This window comes from Ideonella azotifigens, from assembly GCF_021043325.1.
GTDB lineage: Bacteria > Pseudomonadota > Gammaproteobacteria > Burkholderiales > Burkholderiaceae_C > Ideonella > Ideonella azotifigens.
Map to the genome: position 1 here is coordinate 14,119 of NZ_JAJNKD010000022.1, position 17,363 is coordinate 31,481.

A 17,363-nucleotide genomic window follows, 5' to 3' on the forward strand; every position below is an offset into this window, starting at 1 on the left:
ACCTCTTTCAGGTGGATTTGCGCTGGCGCGCCTTGGCCTCGGCGATCACGCGGGCAATCGCGTCCAGCTCCGAAGCGCTGGCCTTGTCCACATCCAGCGCGCGCTGCACCAGCTGCAAAGCCGAGCCGGAAAACGCGCGCTGCATCAGGTCCTTCAGCAGCACGGCCTGCACCTCGGGCTCGGGCTGGGCCGCGCTGTAGCGATGCCGGCGGTCGCTGTCGTCACGTGTCACCAGGCCCTTCTCGGCCATGATGCTCAGCATTTTCAGCACCGTGGTGTAGGCCGTGTCCTTGGCCTGTGACAGCACCTCGTGCACCTGGTGCACGGTGCAGGGCCCGTCGCTCTGCCAGAGCACGCGCAGGATCGCGAGCTCGCCTTCGGTCGGTCGGGGTAAGGTCATCGCCAAGCCAGTCGCAGTAAAGTATTAGGCGAATAGTACTAAACGATTAGTAGATGTCAAGCGCCTGCTCGACTGACCTGTCGCGCGGTGTCGCCAAAGTGTCCTTTGCTACCCGGCTGCTCCTGCGGACGCCGCTGCCTCGAACCATCCCTTCGGAGACACGCATGCAGGTCGTCGGCCACGCTGCCCATCAACTCGGCAGCCCGCTGGCGCCCTGGACCCGCGGTGCCAGGCCACGAGATCATCGCCACCTCTGAAGAACGGCTGGAACGCGGCGAAGTGAAGGGCTGAGCGCAGAGCTGCCTTTGCTTTTCGCCTATTCCAGCTTCAGCGCTCGCAGCCGAAGCGCATTGCCGATGACGCTGACCGATGACAGCGCCATGGCCGCGGCGGCAACGACAGGCGACAGCAAGAGCCCGAACAAGGGATAGAGCACACCGGCGGCAAGCGGGATGCCGGCCACGTTGTAGACGAAGCTCAGCGTGAGGTTCTGCCGGATGTTTCGCATCGTGGCCTGCGACAAGGTCCTCGCGCGAACAATGCCCATCAGGTCGCCCTTGAGCAGCGTGATGCCGGCGCTCTCCATGGCCACGTCCGTCCCGGTGCCCATCGCGATGCCGACCGTCGCGGCGGCCAGCGCCGGTGAATCGTTGACACCGTCGCCGCCCATGGCCACGATCCTTCCCTCTTTCATCAGGCGCTGCACCACCGCGACCTTGTCTTCCGGAAGCACCTCGGCGACGACCTCGTCGATGCCGAGCTGCCTGCCGACCGCTTCGGCCGTGGTCTTGCCGTCACCCGTCAGCATCACGATGCGAATGCCCGCGGCCTTCAAGGCCTGAAGCGCCTGGGGCGTCGTGGCCTTGATGGGATCGGCGATGGCCACAAAGCCCGCAAGCTTGCCGTCGACCCCGACGAAGATGACGGTGGCCGCGTTGGCACGCTGCGCTTCTGCCGGCTGATTCAATGGCGCACAGTCGATGCCACGCTCGGCCAGGAACTTCGCGCTGCCGGAGACCACTCGCCTTCCGTCGACCGTGCCGACCACGCCCTTGCCGACGGGAGAATCGAAGTCGGTGACTGCCGACAGGTTCAGCCTGCCCTCCTGCGCGGCGTTGACGATGGCCGTGGCCAGCGGGTGCTCACTGGCCCGCTCGACGCTCGCGAGCTTCTGCAGTACGTCGTCCTTGCTGAAACCTCGGGCCGGTTCGACCTGAACGACGCTCGGGCGACCTTCGGTCAAGGTCCCCGTCTTGTCGAGCACCAGCGTGTCGACCTTCTCCATGCGCTCCAGCGCTTCGGCGTCGCGGATCAGCACGCCATGTTGCGCACCCTTGCCAACGCCGACCATGATGGACATCGGCGTGGCCAGGCCCAGCGCGCATGGACAGGCAATGATGAGCACGGCGACCGCTGTGACGAGCGCGTAGCTGAAGGCCGGCGGCGGGCCCCACACCAGCCAGGCGACAAACGTGAGCACCGCCATCAGGATGACCACCGGCACGAACCAGCCCGCGACCAGGTCGGCCATGCGCTGGATGGGCGCGCGGCTGCGCTGCGCCGCGGCCACCATGTGGACGATCTGGGCCAGCAGCGTGTCCGCGCCGACCTTCTCAGCGCGCATCACGAAGCCGCCTGTCTGGTTGAGTGTTCCGGCTGTCAGCTTGGCGCCAAGGGCCTTCGCGACCGGAATGGGCTCGCCAGTGACCATCGACTCGTCCACATTGCCCTTGCCTTCGGTGAGTTCACCGTCGACCGGCACCCTCTCGCCGGGACGCACGCGCAAGAACTCGCCAACCTGGATGGCGTCCACCTGAACGGTTTCGTCAGTGCCATCGGCCTTCACCTTGACCGCCGTTTTCGGCGCAAGCCCGAGCAAGGCCTTGATGGCACCCGATGTCTTCTCGCGTGCCCGGAGTTCGAGCACCTGGCCCAGCAACACCAGCACGGTGATGACGGCCGCCGCCTCGAAGTAGATCTGCACGGCACCAACAGCCAACCGGAGCTCGGCCGGGAACAGGCTGGGCGCAAGAGTTCCGACCATGCTGTAGATCCAGGCCGCCCCTGTGCCGAGCGCAATGAGCGAGAACATGTTCAGGCTTCGGTTCTTCACGGACGCCACGGCGCGCACGAAGAATGGCCATCCGGCCCACAGCACAACCGGCGTTCCCAGCAGCAGTTGCACCCAGTTCGAGGTCTGCTGCGCGATGAGGTGATGGATGTTGAAGAGGTGTCCACCCATCTCCAGCGCGAAGACCGGCAGCGTCAGTGCCGTGGCAATCCAGAAACGCCCCGTCATGTCGCGCAGCTCTGGGCTCTCTCCGGCATCCGCCGTCGCCAACACCCGCTCCAGCGTCATGCCGCAGATGGGGCAATTGCCCGGGCCCATCTGGCGCACCTGCGGGTGCATCGGGCAGGTGTACTCGACCTGGCCGTGGCCGCCCTCGGCCGACAGTTTTGCCGCAGCGGGGGTACCACCCATCACCATACCGTCAGGCATCACATGCTGGCCGTGATGTGCAGTGCTGCGGGGTGTATCCGTGTGGCTTGTCATGGCGCTCTCCTGTTCCTGTCTGCAGTCTCCCTTTACTGGGGTGCCGCGGCCTTCATTGCCTCGCGGTCCATCATCATCTGCATCATCATGTCCATCATGTCCATGCGGCGCCTCATCATCGAAGCGTCCATGGGCATTGCCGACTTGCCACCGGCCACGGCTTTGCCGCCCATCATTGCGCCGCGCATCTGGTCCATCATCCCCATGCCGTCCTGCATGGCCTTCATGTGATCCTTCATCAGCGCGGCGCGCTCCTCGGGCGACTTGGCAGCGGCCATTTGCTGGTGCATTTCCTGCATCTTCTTCATCTGCTGGTCGTAGCCGGCAGGCGCGGGCAATGCCACAGGGCTGGCGGGGTGGTGCGCAGCCTGTTCTTCAGCCTCGTTGGCGGCCCTTGCGGGCATCGCCGGATATCCGGCCAACAAGGCGACGGCCAGCGCGCTCAAACCGGGGGCGAGTTTCATGGTGACGATTCCTTGTGTTTTGGATGCGCCATCCGCGCCCCTTGAGGACAGGTTGCACCCGGCCCCTATGCCCGCCGTTGATGCAGGTCAAGTCAAGACCCGCAAAGGCAAGGGTCAGCGGCGGCAGCAAGGCCTGGCCCTGCGCGTGCACGAGCCCGAGCCCGAGAACATGGACCTGCGCACCCAGCGCACCCAGCGCACTCAGCGCGGTGATCGACATGGGGGCGGTGAGGGGTTGGGCGGAAAGAAAAAACGGCCAGCGCCTTTCGGTGCTGGCCGTTTTGCTCCGGGCAACAGGATCAACGGCCGCCGTTTGCGGTGGACAGCACGGTGCCGGCGTCGCCACCCATCCAACCCGTGAGTGGGTCGTCGAAGTAGACCGACCACAGCGTTCTACCTGTGCCTGTTGGCTGAATCACCCAGGTCTTGCCACCGTCGCGGGTACTCAGCACCGTGCCGCGGTCGCCCACGATCCAGCCATTGAGCGGTCCATTGAACTGGATGTCAGTCAGCAGCGCTTGTGTCGGCAACGGCACGCTCTTCCAGGTCAACCCAGCATCACTGCTGTGAAGCAGCGTGCCTTGAGCACCGATGGCCCATGCGTCCATGCCGGTAGAAAAGTACACACGCTGCAGACGAGCACCTGTGTTGGAAGCACGTGACGTCCAGGTGGCGCCACCATCCGCGGTGCGGGAAATGAGGCCGGCGTACCCCACCACCAAACCGACTTGGTCATCGAAGAAGCGCACGCCCAACAACCCGCTTGCTGCGCTGCCGATCTTTGTCCAACTCTGTGCGGCGTCGTTACTTTTGTAAATGGAGCCGTCGTCACCGACGCTCCATCCGGTTGCGGAATCAATGAATTGAAAATCCGACAGATTGCGTTCCACACTACCCGCCGGCTGCAACCATGATTGACCCGCGTTTGAACTTCGCAGCAGTCCACTCTCCCACGACAGCATCCAGCCGTTCACGGCATCGGAGAACTGAAGCTTCCCCAGCGATGGACCATGAGGTTCCACCGTGGCGCGCCGCTGCCAAGTTGCGCCTCCATCCGAGGTATCCAGAAGCCAGCCGCTGGAGGTGGACGCAAGACCTTTGCGGCCGTCAAACATCCAGATGCCGACGACGGCGCCATAGTCGTCCTTCGGATCATTGCCGAGCACACGCTGCCACGTCAAACCGTTATCAGCAGAGCGATAGGTTCGTTCGTTGACGGTCAGCAGCAGCACGTCACCCAGTTGCCGAATCGTTGGCGTATAAAAAAGCTGCTGGTCTTCGATCACAAACGAAGTCCAGTTGGCACCACCATCCCTGGTCAGATGAAACCTGCCGTCACCGCTGCCCGAGGTAGAGACGGACTGGCCATCAAGAAAGTCGACATTCGACAGTAGATAGTCCGAGCGCTCGCCGCTGAGCGCCCAATTGATACCGCCGTCCGTGGTGCGATAGAGCTTGCCGGCGCCGGATAGACCCCAACCAATTTTTTGGCTGAAAAATTTTGCGCGCCAGGTGGCTCCATCGGTCGGCAACGCGGCAGGCCGGATGTCTTGCCAAGTGATCCCGCCGTCAGCCGTATCCATGTACTCCAGCTTGCCGGAGAAATAGTCATAGGTGTGCAGCTTGGCATGTTGATCGTCGAAGAAATTGGCGTCGACCAACTGCCTGCCCGGGTATCCTGGCAAGCCCTCCTCAGCATCCGCCAAACTCACAGAAAAGTGCTGGCCAGCATCGGTTGAACGAAGAACCTTTCGGCTGGGTCCATACGATCCGTACGACCAAATCGTTGTGGGGCTGGTGACCACCGGATGATCCACTGCCTCGATCACCGCCCAATGTTCACCACCATCAGCAGTGACTCGAGACTCATTGCCCGACAGCAGGGCATGTTGAGCATCTGACACAACGAGTTGATGATCGTAGTCGTGCAGCGACTGCAATCCCAGCGCCTGCTGGATCCAGTGCTGGCCTCCATCTGTGGTGTGCAACAGGGTCGCGCCGTCGCCAAACACCCAACCATTGTTCGCATCCGCGAACACCACTTGCAACAGGGTGCTGTCAACGCCGGATCGTTGTGCTTGCCAGGTAGCCCCAGCGTCGATGGTTTTCAGGATCTGGCCCGCACTGCCCACCGCCCAGCCGATCTTCGCGTCCAAAAACCAGATGTTGGGCGTGTCATTGCCAACCGGCAGCGGATGCTGCCAGCACCAGCCACCCTGCTCGGCGCCACTGCAAACGGCACCGTTCACATTCGCCAGGTGCCGCACCGAAACCGGAACGCTGATCTTGTAGACCCCGCCAGCGGCGTCGGTCGCCGCGAGCGACACCTCGTAGTCGCCGGCCTTGGCGTACCGGTGGGATGGCTCAGCTTCATGGCTGGTGCTGCCGTCGCCAAAGTCCCAGCTCAGGGTCAGGCCGGTGGTACTCCCCAGCGTGCTCCTGAATGCCACAGGCTGGTCTGCGTCTGCCACCGTAGGCGCAACGATCTGGAACTTCTCGGGCGCTGCCCCCCCGGGCTCGTCCCCGCCACCGCCCCCACACGCGCTCAGCGCGATGCTGACCACCAGCCCCATGCCCAGTTGCAGGCACGCATGCGCCCACCCGGGCCTTTTTTGTCGGCTCGTCATTCCTCACTCCCCGTGGTCTTGTTTGAACCGGCGGGATTGTAAAGACGCGTGAAGCGGCTCAGATCCCGCTGGCGAAGCCCGCGCTGTCTTGCTGGCCCCAGCGGGCGGCCACGGCTTGGATGGCTTCGGGGATCTGCTCGGGGGGCACCGGGCGGCTGAACAGGTAGCCCTGGGCGTGGGCCACGCCGCGCTGGGTGAGCCAGGCTTGCTGGCGCTCGGTCTCGACGCCTTCGGCCACCACCTGCAGGCCCAGTGCGTGGGCGAGCGAGACGATGGCTTCGACGATGGCGCCGTCTTCGGCGGCGTCTGGCAGGTCGCGCACGAAGCTGCGGTCGATCTTCAGCTTGTCGATCGGCAGGCGCTTCAGGTAGGCCAGCGAGGAAAGGCCGGTGCCGAAGTCATCGATGGCGATCTGTACGCCTCGCGCGCGCAGTGCAGCCAGCGTGCCGACATTGGCCGCCACGTCTTCGACCAGCGTGTGCTCGGTGATCTCGATCTGCAGCCGGCCGGGGTCGGCGCCGCTGCTGGCCAGCGCGTCGGCCACCTGCTGCTCCAGCAGCCTGCGCTTGAACTGGCGGCCCGAGGCATTGACCGCGATGAACAGCTGGCCCAGGCCGGCTTCGCGCCAGGCCGCCTGCTGGCGCGCGGCGGCCTGCAGCACCCAGGCGCCGAGGTCGCTGACCAGGCCGGTGCGTTCGGCCATGTCGATGAAGGCAGCCGGCATCAGCAGGCCGCGCTCGGGGTGCTGCCAGCGCACCAGCGCCTCGGTGCCTATGACCCGGCCCTGGCGCAGGTCGATGATGGGCTGGTAGTGCAGCAGCAGTTCGTCGCCGCGGATCGCCCGGCGCAGCTCGGCGTCCAGCTGCAGCTGCGAAGACGCAGCCTCGTTCATCGAGCGGCTGAAGACCGCGAAGGTGTTCTTGCCGCTGGCCTTGGCGGCGTACATCGCGGTGTCTGCCGCGCGCAGCAGGGCTTCGGCGCTGTCTGCATCGGACGGGAAACGTGCCAGGCCGACGCTGCCGCGGGCATGGATCTCCTGCCCGCCGGCCTGCAGCGGTGCGTCCAGGCAGGCCAGCGCGGCCCGACCCAGCCGGTCCAGCGCTTCGTCATCGCCCTGGTGCTCGCACACGACGATGAACTCGTCGCCGCCAAAGCGGAACACCAGGTCATTGCGGCGCAGGCCGCGCTGCAGCCGCCCGGCCAGCAGGCGCAGCACCTCGTCGCCGACGACGTGGCCCAGCGTGTCGTTGATCAGCTTGAAGTCGTCGAGGTCCAGCAGCATCAGCACGAAGCCATGGCCCAGTGCGCGGGCGCTGTCGACCATGGCGCGCAGGTGCTCGTTGGCGGCGTGGCGGTTGTACAGGCCGGTCACAGGGTCGAAGTAGGCCAGCTGGTCCAGCCTGGCCTCGGTGTGGTCGATGGCCCGGCGGACCCGCCGCACCCGCAGGTAGGCGATGACCAGCGCCAGCAGCGCCGAGACCACCGTCAGCAGCGCGAAGATCAGCGCGCGTTCGTGCAGCGGCGTCAGCGAGACCCGCAGCACGATGCGGCCGACCACCCGCTGCTTGAGTTCGACCAGCGTTTCCACCACCATGCCGTCATCGCTGCCGCCCGCGTTTCGCCGGTAGCTGGCAAACAGCCGGCCATCGGGGGTGTAGAGCAGCGCCTCGGCGACGGCCGGCGCCGCGCGCAGCGAGGCCAGGGTTTCGGTGGCCGCCTTGACATCGGCAAACAACAAGGCCGCGGCGCTGTTGTCGGCCGCCATCCGGGCCTGCACCAGCGCATCTTCATGCAACGCGACACGCGACCAGGCATGCAGCGACAGGTTCAACACCAGCCCGGCCACGGCCAGCGCCACGCCGGCCGATGCCACGGCCGCCCGGGTCAGCTGGCGGCCCAGGCCGCGGCGCTGGGCACGGGCCAGCAGCGGCACGGCAGGTGTCTCGCGAAGGGCCTGGAAAGGCAGCGGGGCGGGGTCTGGCCGGTTCATCCAGTGACCTTTCGTGCCAGCCGCAGCAGGCGTGAGCTGACCTGCAGCCTGGCTTCCCGGGCCTCGACCAGGTCGATCTCGAACACCATGCGGCCATCGGCCTGCGCCAGCCGGATGGTGATGCCGTCGTCGGGCTGGGCCGGGCCGTCGCCGATCAGCAGCAACGCAGTGGCCCGCGGTGGGCGGTGGCGGGCGGGCGGCTCGCCGTCGATGAACAAGGCATGGCAGCCATGCGGCGCCTCAGCCGGCTCCAGCGTGCGCACCGCCAGCCGCAGCGGCCCCACCGGCCGGCCTTCCAGCGACTTGACCGGGCCGCGCAAGGGGCTGCCCTGCGCCAGGCACAGCACCAGCGCACCACCGGCAGCCGGCAGGGCCTCGGCGGGCCATTCCACGTACTGCAGCAGGTTGTAGACGATGGCCGACTCCAGGTCGGCCCGCTCGACGGCGTGCGCCAGCGGCAGGCCCAGCACGGCCAGGCCGGGCAGCCAGCACAGCCGCCTGAAGAAGGACGTGCAGGACAGGCGCATCGCGTCAGAACGCAAAGTCCAGACGCAGCTCGACGCTGCGGCCCGCCTGCGGCAGCACCGGCTGGGTCGTGGCGTCACCACCAGGGTCCTGATGGCGCCGGTCGAACAGGTCGAACACGCTGGCCGAGAAGGACCAGCCGCGCGAGGCCAGCGGTGTCGAGAGCGTCAGGTTGCTCAACTGGTAGGCAGCCGCTGCGCCGCGCCGGCCGATGCCCTGCCATTCCAGCCCGGCCTGCCAGCCCCGTCCCAGCGGCAAGATCGCCGCCAGCTTGGCCATGCGCTCGGCCGAGTAGCCGGCCACCTGGGTGTCCATGTCGCTGTCGCGGCCGTGCTGCAGCGTCAGGTTGGCGCGCAGCCTGCCGCCGCTGGCCCAGATGCGCTCCCATTCCAGCTCGGCGCCGTGGGTCCGCACGCCGCCCTGGTTGTCGAAGCGATAGCGCTCGCTGTCCGGGTCGCGGTTGAGCACCAGCAGCTGGCGCGCCCGATTGCTGAACAGCGACAGGCTGTAGCGGTCCTGCGAATCGGGCCGCCAGTCCAGCGCCAGCTCGCTGCCGCGCACGCCTTCGCTGGTCAGCTTCGGATTGATTTCATAGCCACCGCTGCCGGGGACCTGGTAGTGGGCCTCGAAAGCATTCGGCGCACGGTAGGCGGTGCCATGGATCAGCTTGGCCACCAGCGTGTCGTCGGCCCGCCAGATCAGCCCCGCGCGCAGGCTGAATTCACGCGCGCTGCCACTGGTCTGGTCCCAGCGCAGTCCCGTGTCCAGCGTCCAGTCGCGGGCCAGCGCGTATTGGTCCTCGACGAACAAGGCATGGCGCTGCAGGCTGCGGCGGTCGTCGAGCAGCGGCGCGGTGGGGGGATCGATGTCGGCATTGCGCTGCAGCAGCAGCGGCAAGACCTGCAGCTCGGCGCCCACCAGCAGCTTATGGTCCTGCCAGCGGGTGCTGAGCCAGCGGCCTTCCAGGCCCCACCAGCGGCCCACCGCAATGTCCTGGTTCACCGTCACCGGCGGATAGTCCATCGCATAGCGGCCCTCGAAGCGGTAGCGCCCGGCAAAGCCGCGCGCCGTGAGCTCGTCGCCCTCGTCGGTCGCATGCACCCAGCTCAGGTCCAGCAATGACTGCTCGTCATGGTTGACGGTGCGCGGGTCGCCCTGCACACCGTCTGGAAACAGCGGATTCCCTTTGGTGCGCAGCGCATGCAGCACCGTGGCCCGCCAGTCGCCCTGGCGGACGCGGGCGAACAGCGTGGTGCGGCCTTCCGCGTCGCCATGGCGGGCCGAGCCGCCGTCTGGCAGCGGCACCGTGTCGCCGGCCATCACTGCGCGGCTGATGGACCATTGCAGCGCCGCGCCGCCGGGCAGCTGCACGCTGTCGGCCAGCCGCAGGCTGCGCGCGCCGAAGCTGCCGGCCGAGACGCTGGCCAGCGAAGTGCCGGCCGCACCGGGCTGGCGCGTGACCACGTTGACGACGCCGAACAAGGCATTGCCGCCATACACGGCCGAGCCCTGTCCGGGAATGAATTCGACACGCTCGACCATCGCCAGGTCCAGCGGCATCTCGCTGCCGAGGTAGGCCTGGTCGTAGATGGTGTCGTTGATCCGGTTGCCGTCGATCAGCAGCAGCACGCGGGTGTTGTAGTCGCCCGGCACATAGAAGCCGCGCACGCCGATGTAGCTGTACGAGCGGTCGGTGGTCACCATCACGCCACGCATCGAGGCCAGCACATCGGCCAGCGTGCGGTAGCCGAGCGCGCGGATCTCCTCGGCACTGACCACTGTCACCGCAGCAGCCGCGCTGCTGGCGCGCGAAGCGAATTTGGAGGCGCCGGTGACCGGCAGGTCCAGCAGCGTGTCCAGCGGCAAGGCCGCCAGCTCGGCCGCGCTGGTCGGCTCGGCGGCGCTCAACGGCAGGCTGATGACGCCGCAAGCCAGGGCACAGGCAGAACCGAAAAACTGCAGGGACGACAGGGACAAACGCATGGCGGCACGCGGCTGCAGCGCGGCGGGCACTGGACCCAGCGCCGCGTAGCGCAAAAAAAGAGAAGTTCAAAACCGGGCGGCACGTGCGGCCCACCCGGTCCGGCCGCGGGACCGACCCCACAGCATCTCGACTATATCGACCGCCAAGGTCAGGCCTTGAGGGCCGGCGCGGCGCCACCGCGGGCCCTGGCGCGCCGCTGCCAAGCCTCTCAGCCCATCAAGTCATCCAGCACCTTGCCTGAGGCCGCATCGGCCAGGCCGTCGAAGCGGCCTTCGGTGGCGATCAGGCTGGCGGCGCGCATCAGGCCGCCCCATGCGGCGCGGGCCAGGCCGCCGCCAATGCTGACGCGGCGCACGCCCAGCGCGGCAATGTCCTGCAGCGTCAAGGGGCTGGCGGAGCCGACCAGCAAATTGACGGGCTTGGGGGCGACCGCGGCAACGACGGCGGCGATCTCTTCGGGCGTGCGGATGCCGGGGGCATAGAGGCAGTCGGCGCCGGCCTCGGCGTAGGCCTGCAGGCGCCGCAAGGTGTCGGCCAGGTCCGGGCGGCCGAGGAAGAAGTTCTCGGCGCGGCCAACCAACAGCGTGTCGCCCCCGGTTTCGTCAATCGCCCGGCGGGCGGCGCGAATCCGGGCCACGGCGTCGCCGATGTCGCGTACCGGCTTTGCGGCGTCGCCGGTCGAGTCTTCGATCGACAGGCCGGCCACGCCGGTGGCAACGGCCAGCCGCACGCTCTCGGTCACGCCATGCGGATCGTCCGCGTAGCCGCTCTCGAAGTCGGCGTTGATCGGCAGGTCCGTGGCGGCCACCATGTCGCGCAAGTGGGCCAGCACCTGCGCGCGGCTGAGGCGGCCATCGGGCAGGCCTTGCGACCAGGCGAAGCCGGAACTGGTCGTCGCCAGCGCCTGGAAGCCCAGGCTTTGCAGGTAGCAGGCGCTGCCGGCATCCCAGGGATTGGGCAGCACGAAGCAACCGCTTTCGTGCAGGCGCTTGAACTCGCGGCGCCGGACGGCGATGCGATCGGAGGTGTTGTTCATGGTGGAACCCTCGGCTGGGGTTGGCGGCGGGACCGGCAGGGAGCCGACCAGTGTGCCGCAAGCTCAGCTGGCTTCCAACTGATGTCGATGGACGAGCGCAGTGCGGAGAACAGCGCCTCAGGGCGCCACGCGCTGCGCGTCCAGCGCGCGGCGCAGGCCTTCGGCTTCGTCTTCCAGCGTGACGGCGCCCAGCGCCAGGAAGGGCTCGCTGCGGGCGCGCATGGCTTCGGGGGTGCGCTGGGTGTAGGCATCCACCGCCTGCAGGCCCAGGCCGTGCAGCGTGCGGTTGGCCTGCTCGGCGCGGGCCAGCGAGGCCACGCTTTTTTCCAGCAGTGCGGTGACGGCGGCGGTGACCTGGCGCTGCGATGCGAGCGCCTGCTGGCCTTGCGCAGTCGCATCGGCCGCGGCACGTTCGGCCCGCTCGCGACGCTGATGTTCGGCTGCCAGCTCGGTGCGCAACTGCGCCAGCTCGGCCTGCGCGACCGTCAGTGCCTGCGCTTGTTGGACCTTGGCGGCCTGTTCGCCGCGCGCCGCCCCTTCGGCGCGGGACAGCCGCTGGGCCAGCTGTTCCTTCTCGGCCTTGTCGGTGGCCTGCTGCTGGCGCAGCGTGTCGCGCTCCTGCTGGGCTTGCTGAAGCGCGGCCTGGGCGGCGCGGGCGACTTCCTTGGCCTGGGCAAGCCGCTTGTCGCCACCGTCTGCGGCGTGGGCCAGCGCAACGCTGCAGAGCACGGCCAGTGCGGCGCAGCGGATCATTGAGAGACCTGATTGCATGCTCAGAACTTCAGGTTGGTTTCGAGCTGCAACACGTCGATCTTCAGCGGCGCGCTGCTGAGGTTGCCGCTGATCGAGCTGGGGTCGCCGGGGATGCTCAGGAAGCGCACGTTGTCGTCCAGGTTGCGGGTGCTGGTGAAGCGCAGGCCCAGCGTGGCCTTGTTGTCGAAGGCGTACTGGCCGCCGACGCTGAAGCCCTTGTAGTTGGTGCCGCCCAGGTGCCAGGTGGTGTCGGTGTAGGCATCGATCCAGGCGTCGCGCTCCAAATGGCGGAAGGCCGCGAAGACCTGCCACTGGCCGGGCTCGATCAGCTTGGCATGGCCGAACTGCAGCCTGGCCTGGTAGCCCAGCGTCTTGTCCTTCAGGTCGGCCACCGCGGTGGTGCCGGCGCGGCGCTGGATGTCATCGTTGTCGAAGCCGGTGTTCTTCACCACATGGAACGAGAAGTTGACTTCGTAGGGGTTGTAGTGGCGCGCGGTGAGGCTCAGGCTCAGGTCCACAGGCTTGAAGCGCGAGGCCAGGCCCCAGACCGGCGCGGCGGTCGAGGTGGGCGCGTTGAGGTTGATCAGCGTGTTGCCCTTCTGCCGGATGGCCGCCGGGTAGGCGCTGTTCTGGTACGGCGCAACGCCGGCCAGCGCACCGGTGGGCGGCAGCTCGTTTTCGCGCACGCCCTGCACGTTGCGGAAGTTGTAGGCGCCTGCGGCCACGCGCAGCTGCCAGGCGTCGCCAAACGCCCAGTCCAGGCCCAGCTGGCCGCCGACCAGCGCCTTGTCCTTCTGGCTGTTGGCGAACTCGGACAGCGCGAAGCCGCCCGCGGTGGCAAAGCCGTACAGGCCGCTGGCCATGTCCAGCTCGCCGTGGCCGGCCAGGCCGTCCAGGCCCATGTCGTCCGGCCAAGTCAGGTCGCTGCCATCGAACGGCACGCCCATGCGACCGGCGTCCAGCCGATTGCCCTGCAGCGGCTCCCAGCGCACCGAAGCGCGGTCCACGCCAATGCTGAACCGGTTGCCGTCATTGCCGGCGGTGACCGACTCGGAGGTGGGGCTGCCCGTCGTGCTGCCGGTCGCCAGGCGCACGGTGCCGCTGAAGCTGTCGCTGGCCTTGGCATGGAAGCCGACGCGGGCGCGCAGCGTGGCGCGCTGGCGATCATTGCGGGTGTTGGTCAGGTCTGGCGCCCAGGCGGGCGAGTCGGTCTGGGCGTGGAAGATCTCGGGCGCGACGTTGTCGTTGGCGAACATCTCGTCCTGTGCACGCACGCGGATGTCGCCGTCAATCGACACCGAGCGCAGCCAGCCCGGCAGGCGGCGGCCGTCGGTCCAGCCTTCTTCGCGTGCGGCGATCAGCACCTCGTTGCGCACCTCGTCCTTGATCCTGGCGCGCGTGCTGTCGCTCAGGTAAGGCACGCGCACCACCGAGCGCGGCGCGCCCCAGCCGGTCTCGGCCGGCAGCGGTGCCGGGCTACCGGCGGCCACCGCATCGCCAGCAGCCTTGGCCCTGCGCAGCAGCTCATCGGCCTTGGCGCGGGTCAGCAGGCCTTGTTCGACCAGCGCGTCGATCAGCGCCAGCGTGGTGGCTTTCAACTCGCCCAGTGCGGCAGCTTCGCTGGTGGTGGGCGCCGTGTCGGCATGGGCCTGCGGCAGCGCAGCCAGCAAGGCCAGGGCCAGCGGCGCGAGGCGGAAGGAGATTCGGGTCATGGGGTTCTCGAAAGACATGGGTTGTTCTCACGCACCGGCGCGCACGGTCAGGCGAAAGCGCATCGGTTGGGCCACAGCCGGCGGCACCGGCAGGCGCAGCGCTTCGGCGCTGGCGTCCAGCGCGGTCTTCAGCGCGGGGGTGCCGCCGTCGGCTTCCCAGCGGGCGATGTGGCCATCGGGGTTGATCCACAGCGCGAAGTTCGCGCTGAGCTCGCCGGCCTCAGGTGCCAGCCGGCGCTCCATCTCGGCCAGCAACAGTTGGCGCACGGTGTTGGCATACAGCCGCTCGGCCGCACGGTCGGCCACACCGGGCGAGGACGCGCCGCCGCTGCTGGTGGGGCCGGCGCGGTATTCGTTGTTGACGGCACCGGCCGCGAACGCGCTGGGCCCGTTGCCAGCCGCGCCCTCCATCTTCAGCGGCTCGTTGGCCGGCTGCGGCGGCTTGGGCGCCTGCTCGGGTTGGGCCTGCGGCCGCGGCTGCGGTTTGGGCTCTTCCTTCTTCTGCTCCTTCGGTGGCGGCGGAGGGGGTGGCGGCGTGTCCGGCAGCAGCGCAATGCGCGCCACCTGGCGCTTCGGGCCAGCCGTGCTGCCGCTGGCGAAATGGACCAGGGTCCAGATCACCAGCGCGGTGCCGGCGCACAGCAGCAAGCCCAGTGCGAGCCGGCGCAGCAGCGGCTGCGAGACGCGGCCGGTTTCCTGCTGGCTGCTCAGGCCCAGGCGCTGGCGGCGGGCGATCAGGGCGGTGGTGTGGTGCATGTCAGGTCCCGCTCATGTGCCGATCCGCGACGTGACCAGCGCCATGTCCACCGCCAGCCGGTTGCACAGGTCAATCACTTTGACCACCGGCTCGTAGCTGGCCTGGCCGTCGCCCTTGATGGCCACGGTGATCTTCGGGTCCGCGGCCTTGGCTGCGGCGAGGCGTTGCTCGATCTCCTGCGCCGTGAGCGCCGCGCCATTGAGCAGCAGCGCGCCCTCGGCCGTGATCTGCACCACCAGCAGTTCGTGGTGCTCGCTGCTGGGCGTGTTCGACGGCTTGGGCAGCGTGATGGACAGGCCTTGCACCGAGGCGGTCGTCATCAGGATGAAGACCACCAGCAGCACATAGGCCAGGTCCAGCATCGGCGTGACGTTGATCGTGTCGTAGGGCTTGGTGTCGTTCTGGACTTGCATGGCGTGCGCTCCCGTTTGTTCACTGCGCTTCGCGCTGCGTCACCAGGCCAAGCTCGGTGATGTCCAGCTTCTTGGCCACTTCCAGCACCTCGGTCACCTTCTGGTACTGGGTGCGCGCATCGGCCTTGAGCACCACCGGCAAGGAGGGGTTGGCCGCCTTCATCGCCGAGAGGCGCTGAGACAGTTCCTCCAGCGTGACCGGGTACGCGTCCAGGTAGACCGCGCCTTCCTTGGTGATGGTCACCGCGCGCGTCTGCGGCTTGGCCAGCTGGTTGGCCGCCAGCGTGCGCGGCGAGTTGACCTTCACGCCTTGCACAGAGGCGGTCGTCAGGATGATGAAGGTGACCAGCAGCACATAGGCCAGGTCCAGCATCGGCGTGATGTTGATGTCGTCGTACGGCTCATTGCCGCTCTTCACGTCAGCTGACATGGCCTGTTAGTCGCTTATTGCGGACCATGCAGCTCGGCTGCGCGGGTCACGAACTCGTCGACAAAAATTTGCATGTCGGCCGAGATGGTCTTGATGCGCGAGGCCAGCCAGTTGTAGCCAAACAGCGCGGGGATCGCGACGCCCAGGCCGGCAACGGTGGCCAGCAGCGCGGCGGCAATGCCGGGGGCAATCGCGTTGACGTTGACGTCGCCGGCCGCGGCAATGGCGGCGAAGGTGATCATCACGCCGACCACGGTGCCGAGCAGGCCAAGGAACGGGCCGCCGGAGATGGCAATCGTCAGCAGCACCATGCGGGCGTTCAGCACGTGGTTCTCGCGCACCTGCACCGCGTCCATCGTCGCCTTGATCGAGTTCAGCGAGGCGCCGGTCAGCGTCTGCATGCCACGCTCGCGGCGCTTGGCGATCTCGGCCTCGCCGGTGGCATAGAGCCGGTACAGCGTGGAGTGCACGAACTCGCCCGCAGTCTTCAGGCCCTGGCCGGTGAAGTCGGCACGGAAGCGTTCCAGGAAACGCTCGTTGTCGCGGCCCACGCGCTGGACCAGCATGGCCTTGGTGACCATCACCGCAGCGGCGATGAAGAACATCACGATCAGCACGCCAATCACCGCCCAGGCGTCACCGGTTAGGTTCTTCAACAGGATGCCGAAGTAGCCGCCACCGCCGGACTCGCCACCGCCGTCGGCGCTTTCCTTCTGGCTCTTGATGAAGCTGCCGTCCATGCCTTGCGCCGCGGCGGCCAGTCTGACCCAGCCGGCGTCGCGTGCGGCCGGCAGGATCTGCAGTTCGTCCACCAGGCCCTTGTAGCCCTCGCCCAGCACCATGGCTGGCGTGGCTGCTGCGGGCAGCAAGGCATCGGCCTGGCCCACCGGCTTGCCGTTGATGTAGAGCTGGGCCTTGCCCTGCCCCACCGTGAGCACCACGTGCGACCAGGCCGAGCCGGGCAGCGCCGCGCCGCCCAGGCGCTCGTCGCCGATGCGGGCTTCGAGCTGGTCCAGCACGCGCATCAGCTTGACGGGGCCCAGCGCCAGCAGCGTCGAGGATTCGGTCGGCGCGTCGGGCTTGAGCCACAGCGCAATCGTCAGCCCGCCTTCGGGTGACAGCACCAGCCGCGCATTGGGGCCGAAGCTCAGCGGCGTGCCGGCCAGGCGCACCGCACCGCCGAGCAGGCCGTTGGGCTCGCGTTGCATCACGGTTGTGCTGACCGCGCTGCTGGTGGCGTCATGCGCAGGGCCGTCGGCCGGCTCGCTGAAGTGCAGCACCGCGGCATGGTCGGCCGCGAACAGGCCAGGCTTGGCTTCGGCCGTGGCCTTGTCGTTGCCGGCGTAGACGTGCAGCAGGTTCTTGTCGCTGCCCTGCGCCACGCTGGGCATGCGCACCCACAACACAGCCAGTTCGTTGATCGCGTCGAAACGCTCGATCTCGAACGGCAGTGGCGTCTTGTCGTCGGCGCCGACGACGCGCAGGTCCGCGCCGTCCGGCAGCGCCAGCGCGAAGTCGAAGTTGCCCGAGTGCAGGCGCACCGGCACCAGCACATCGGCCTGCGCATTGGGCAGCGCCAGGCCCTTGGCCGTCGTGTCCAGCTCGACGCGGGTGCGGGTGGTCCAGGCGTCGTTCCACCAGGCGTGGGCCGGCGTGGCGAGGACCGTGGACAGGGCCAGGGCAGTCAGCAGTTGGCGAATCATGGGTGGGTTTCTTTT

The 17,363-nt window shown here is 67.8% G+C and carries 14 protein-coding genes; all 14 read right to left on the reverse strand.

All coding sequences use genetic code 11. The annotated features are described in order from the left end of the window. Positions 1-7: 7 nt before the first annotated feature. Complete coding sequence (locus tag LRH25_RS29070; RefSeq protein ID WP_141288603.1) at positions 8-400, reverse strand: BlaI/MecI/CopY family transcriptional regulator; 393 nt, start codon at positions 398-400, stop codon at positions 8-10. Between the two features lie 316 nt (positions 401-716). Further along, the gene (locus LRH25_RS29075; protein WP_425551810.1) at positions 717-2,954 is read right to left on the reverse strand and encodes a copper-transporting P-type ATPase; all 2,238 of its coding nucleotides are present in this window, start codon (positions 2,952-2,954) and stop codon (positions 717-719) included. A 32-nt stretch (positions 2,955-2,986) separates the two neighbouring features. Further along, positions 2,987-3,418, reverse strand: coding sequence for a hypothetical protein (locus LRH25_RS29080; RefSeq protein ID WP_141288602.1), 432 nt, complete (start codon positions 3,416-3,418; stop codon positions 2,987-2,989). Positions 3,419-3,717: 299 nt separating this feature from the next. Beyond that, positions 3,718-6,045 carry a YCF48-related protein gene (locus tag LRH25_RS29085; RefSeq protein ID WP_141288601.1) on the reverse strand — a complete coding sequence of 776 codons (2,328 nt, stop codon included), beginning with the start codon at positions 6,043-6,045 and terminating at the stop codon, positions 3,718-3,720. Positions 6,046-6,103: 58 nt separating this feature from the next. Continuing rightward, positions 6,104-8,035 carry a putative bifunctional diguanylate cyclase/phosphodiesterase gene (locus tag LRH25_RS29090; RefSeq protein ID WP_231013023.1) on the reverse strand — a complete coding sequence of 644 codons (1,932 nt, stop codon included), beginning with the start codon at positions 8,033-8,035 and terminating at the stop codon, positions 6,104-6,106. After that, positions 8,032-8,562, reverse strand: a complete 531-nt coding sequence (locus LRH25_RS29095; protein ID WP_231013024.1) for a YfiR family protein — start codon at positions 8,560-8,562, stop codon at positions 8,032-8,034. Before LRH25_RS29095 ends, LRH25_RS29090 begins: the two co-directional genes overlap by 4 nt. A gap of 4 nt (positions 8,563-8,566) precedes the next feature. Further along, a complete protein-coding gene (locus LRH25_RS29100) occupies positions 8,567-10,543 on the reverse strand; it encodes a TonB-dependent receptor plug domain-containing protein (protein WP_231013025.1) in 1,977 nt (658 codons plus the stop codon). Between the two features lie 209 nt (positions 10,544-10,752). After that, a complete protein-coding gene (locus LRH25_RS29105; protein ID WP_231013026.1) occupies positions 10,753-11,580 on the reverse strand; it encodes an isocitrate lyase/PEP mutase family protein in 828 nt (275 codons plus the stop codon). 117 nt (positions 11,581-11,697) lie between these two features. Then, positions 11,698-12,351: a hypothetical protein gene (locus LRH25_RS29110; RefSeq protein WP_231013027.1), complete on the reverse strand. Its 654-nt coding sequence runs from the start codon at positions 12,349-12,351 to the stop codon at positions 11,698-11,700. A 2-nt stretch (positions 12,352-12,353) separates the two neighbouring features. Beyond that, on the reverse strand, positions 12,354-14,045 hold the full coding sequence (locus tag LRH25_RS29115; RefSeq protein ID WP_170201137.1) for a putative porin: 1,692 nt from the start codon (positions 14,043-14,045) through the stop codon (positions 12,354-12,356). 27 nt (positions 14,046-14,072) lie between these two features. After that, the gene (locus LRH25_RS29120; protein WP_231013028.1) at positions 14,073-14,801 is read right to left on the reverse strand and encodes a hypothetical protein; all 729 of its coding nucleotides are present in this window, start codon (positions 14,799-14,801) and stop codon (positions 14,073-14,075) included. Positions 14,802-14,813: 12 nt separating this feature from the next. Further along, a complete protein-coding gene (locus tag LRH25_RS29125; protein ID WP_141290819.1) occupies positions 14,814-15,215 on the reverse strand; it encodes an ExbD/TolR family protein in 402 nt (133 codons plus the stop codon). A 19-nt stretch (positions 15,216-15,234) separates the two neighbouring features. Beyond that, complete coding sequence (locus tag LRH25_RS29130; protein WP_141290817.1) at positions 15,235-15,645, reverse strand: ExbD/TolR family protein; 411 nt, start codon at positions 15,643-15,645, stop codon at positions 15,235-15,237. A gap of 14 nt (positions 15,646-15,659) precedes the next feature. Continuing rightward, on the reverse strand, positions 15,660-17,348 hold the full coding sequence (locus tag LRH25_RS29135) for a DUF2341 domain-containing protein (protein ID WP_141290815.1): 1,689 nt from the start codon (positions 17,346-17,348) through the stop codon (positions 15,660-15,662). Positions 17,349-17,363: the final 15 nt, after the last annotated feature.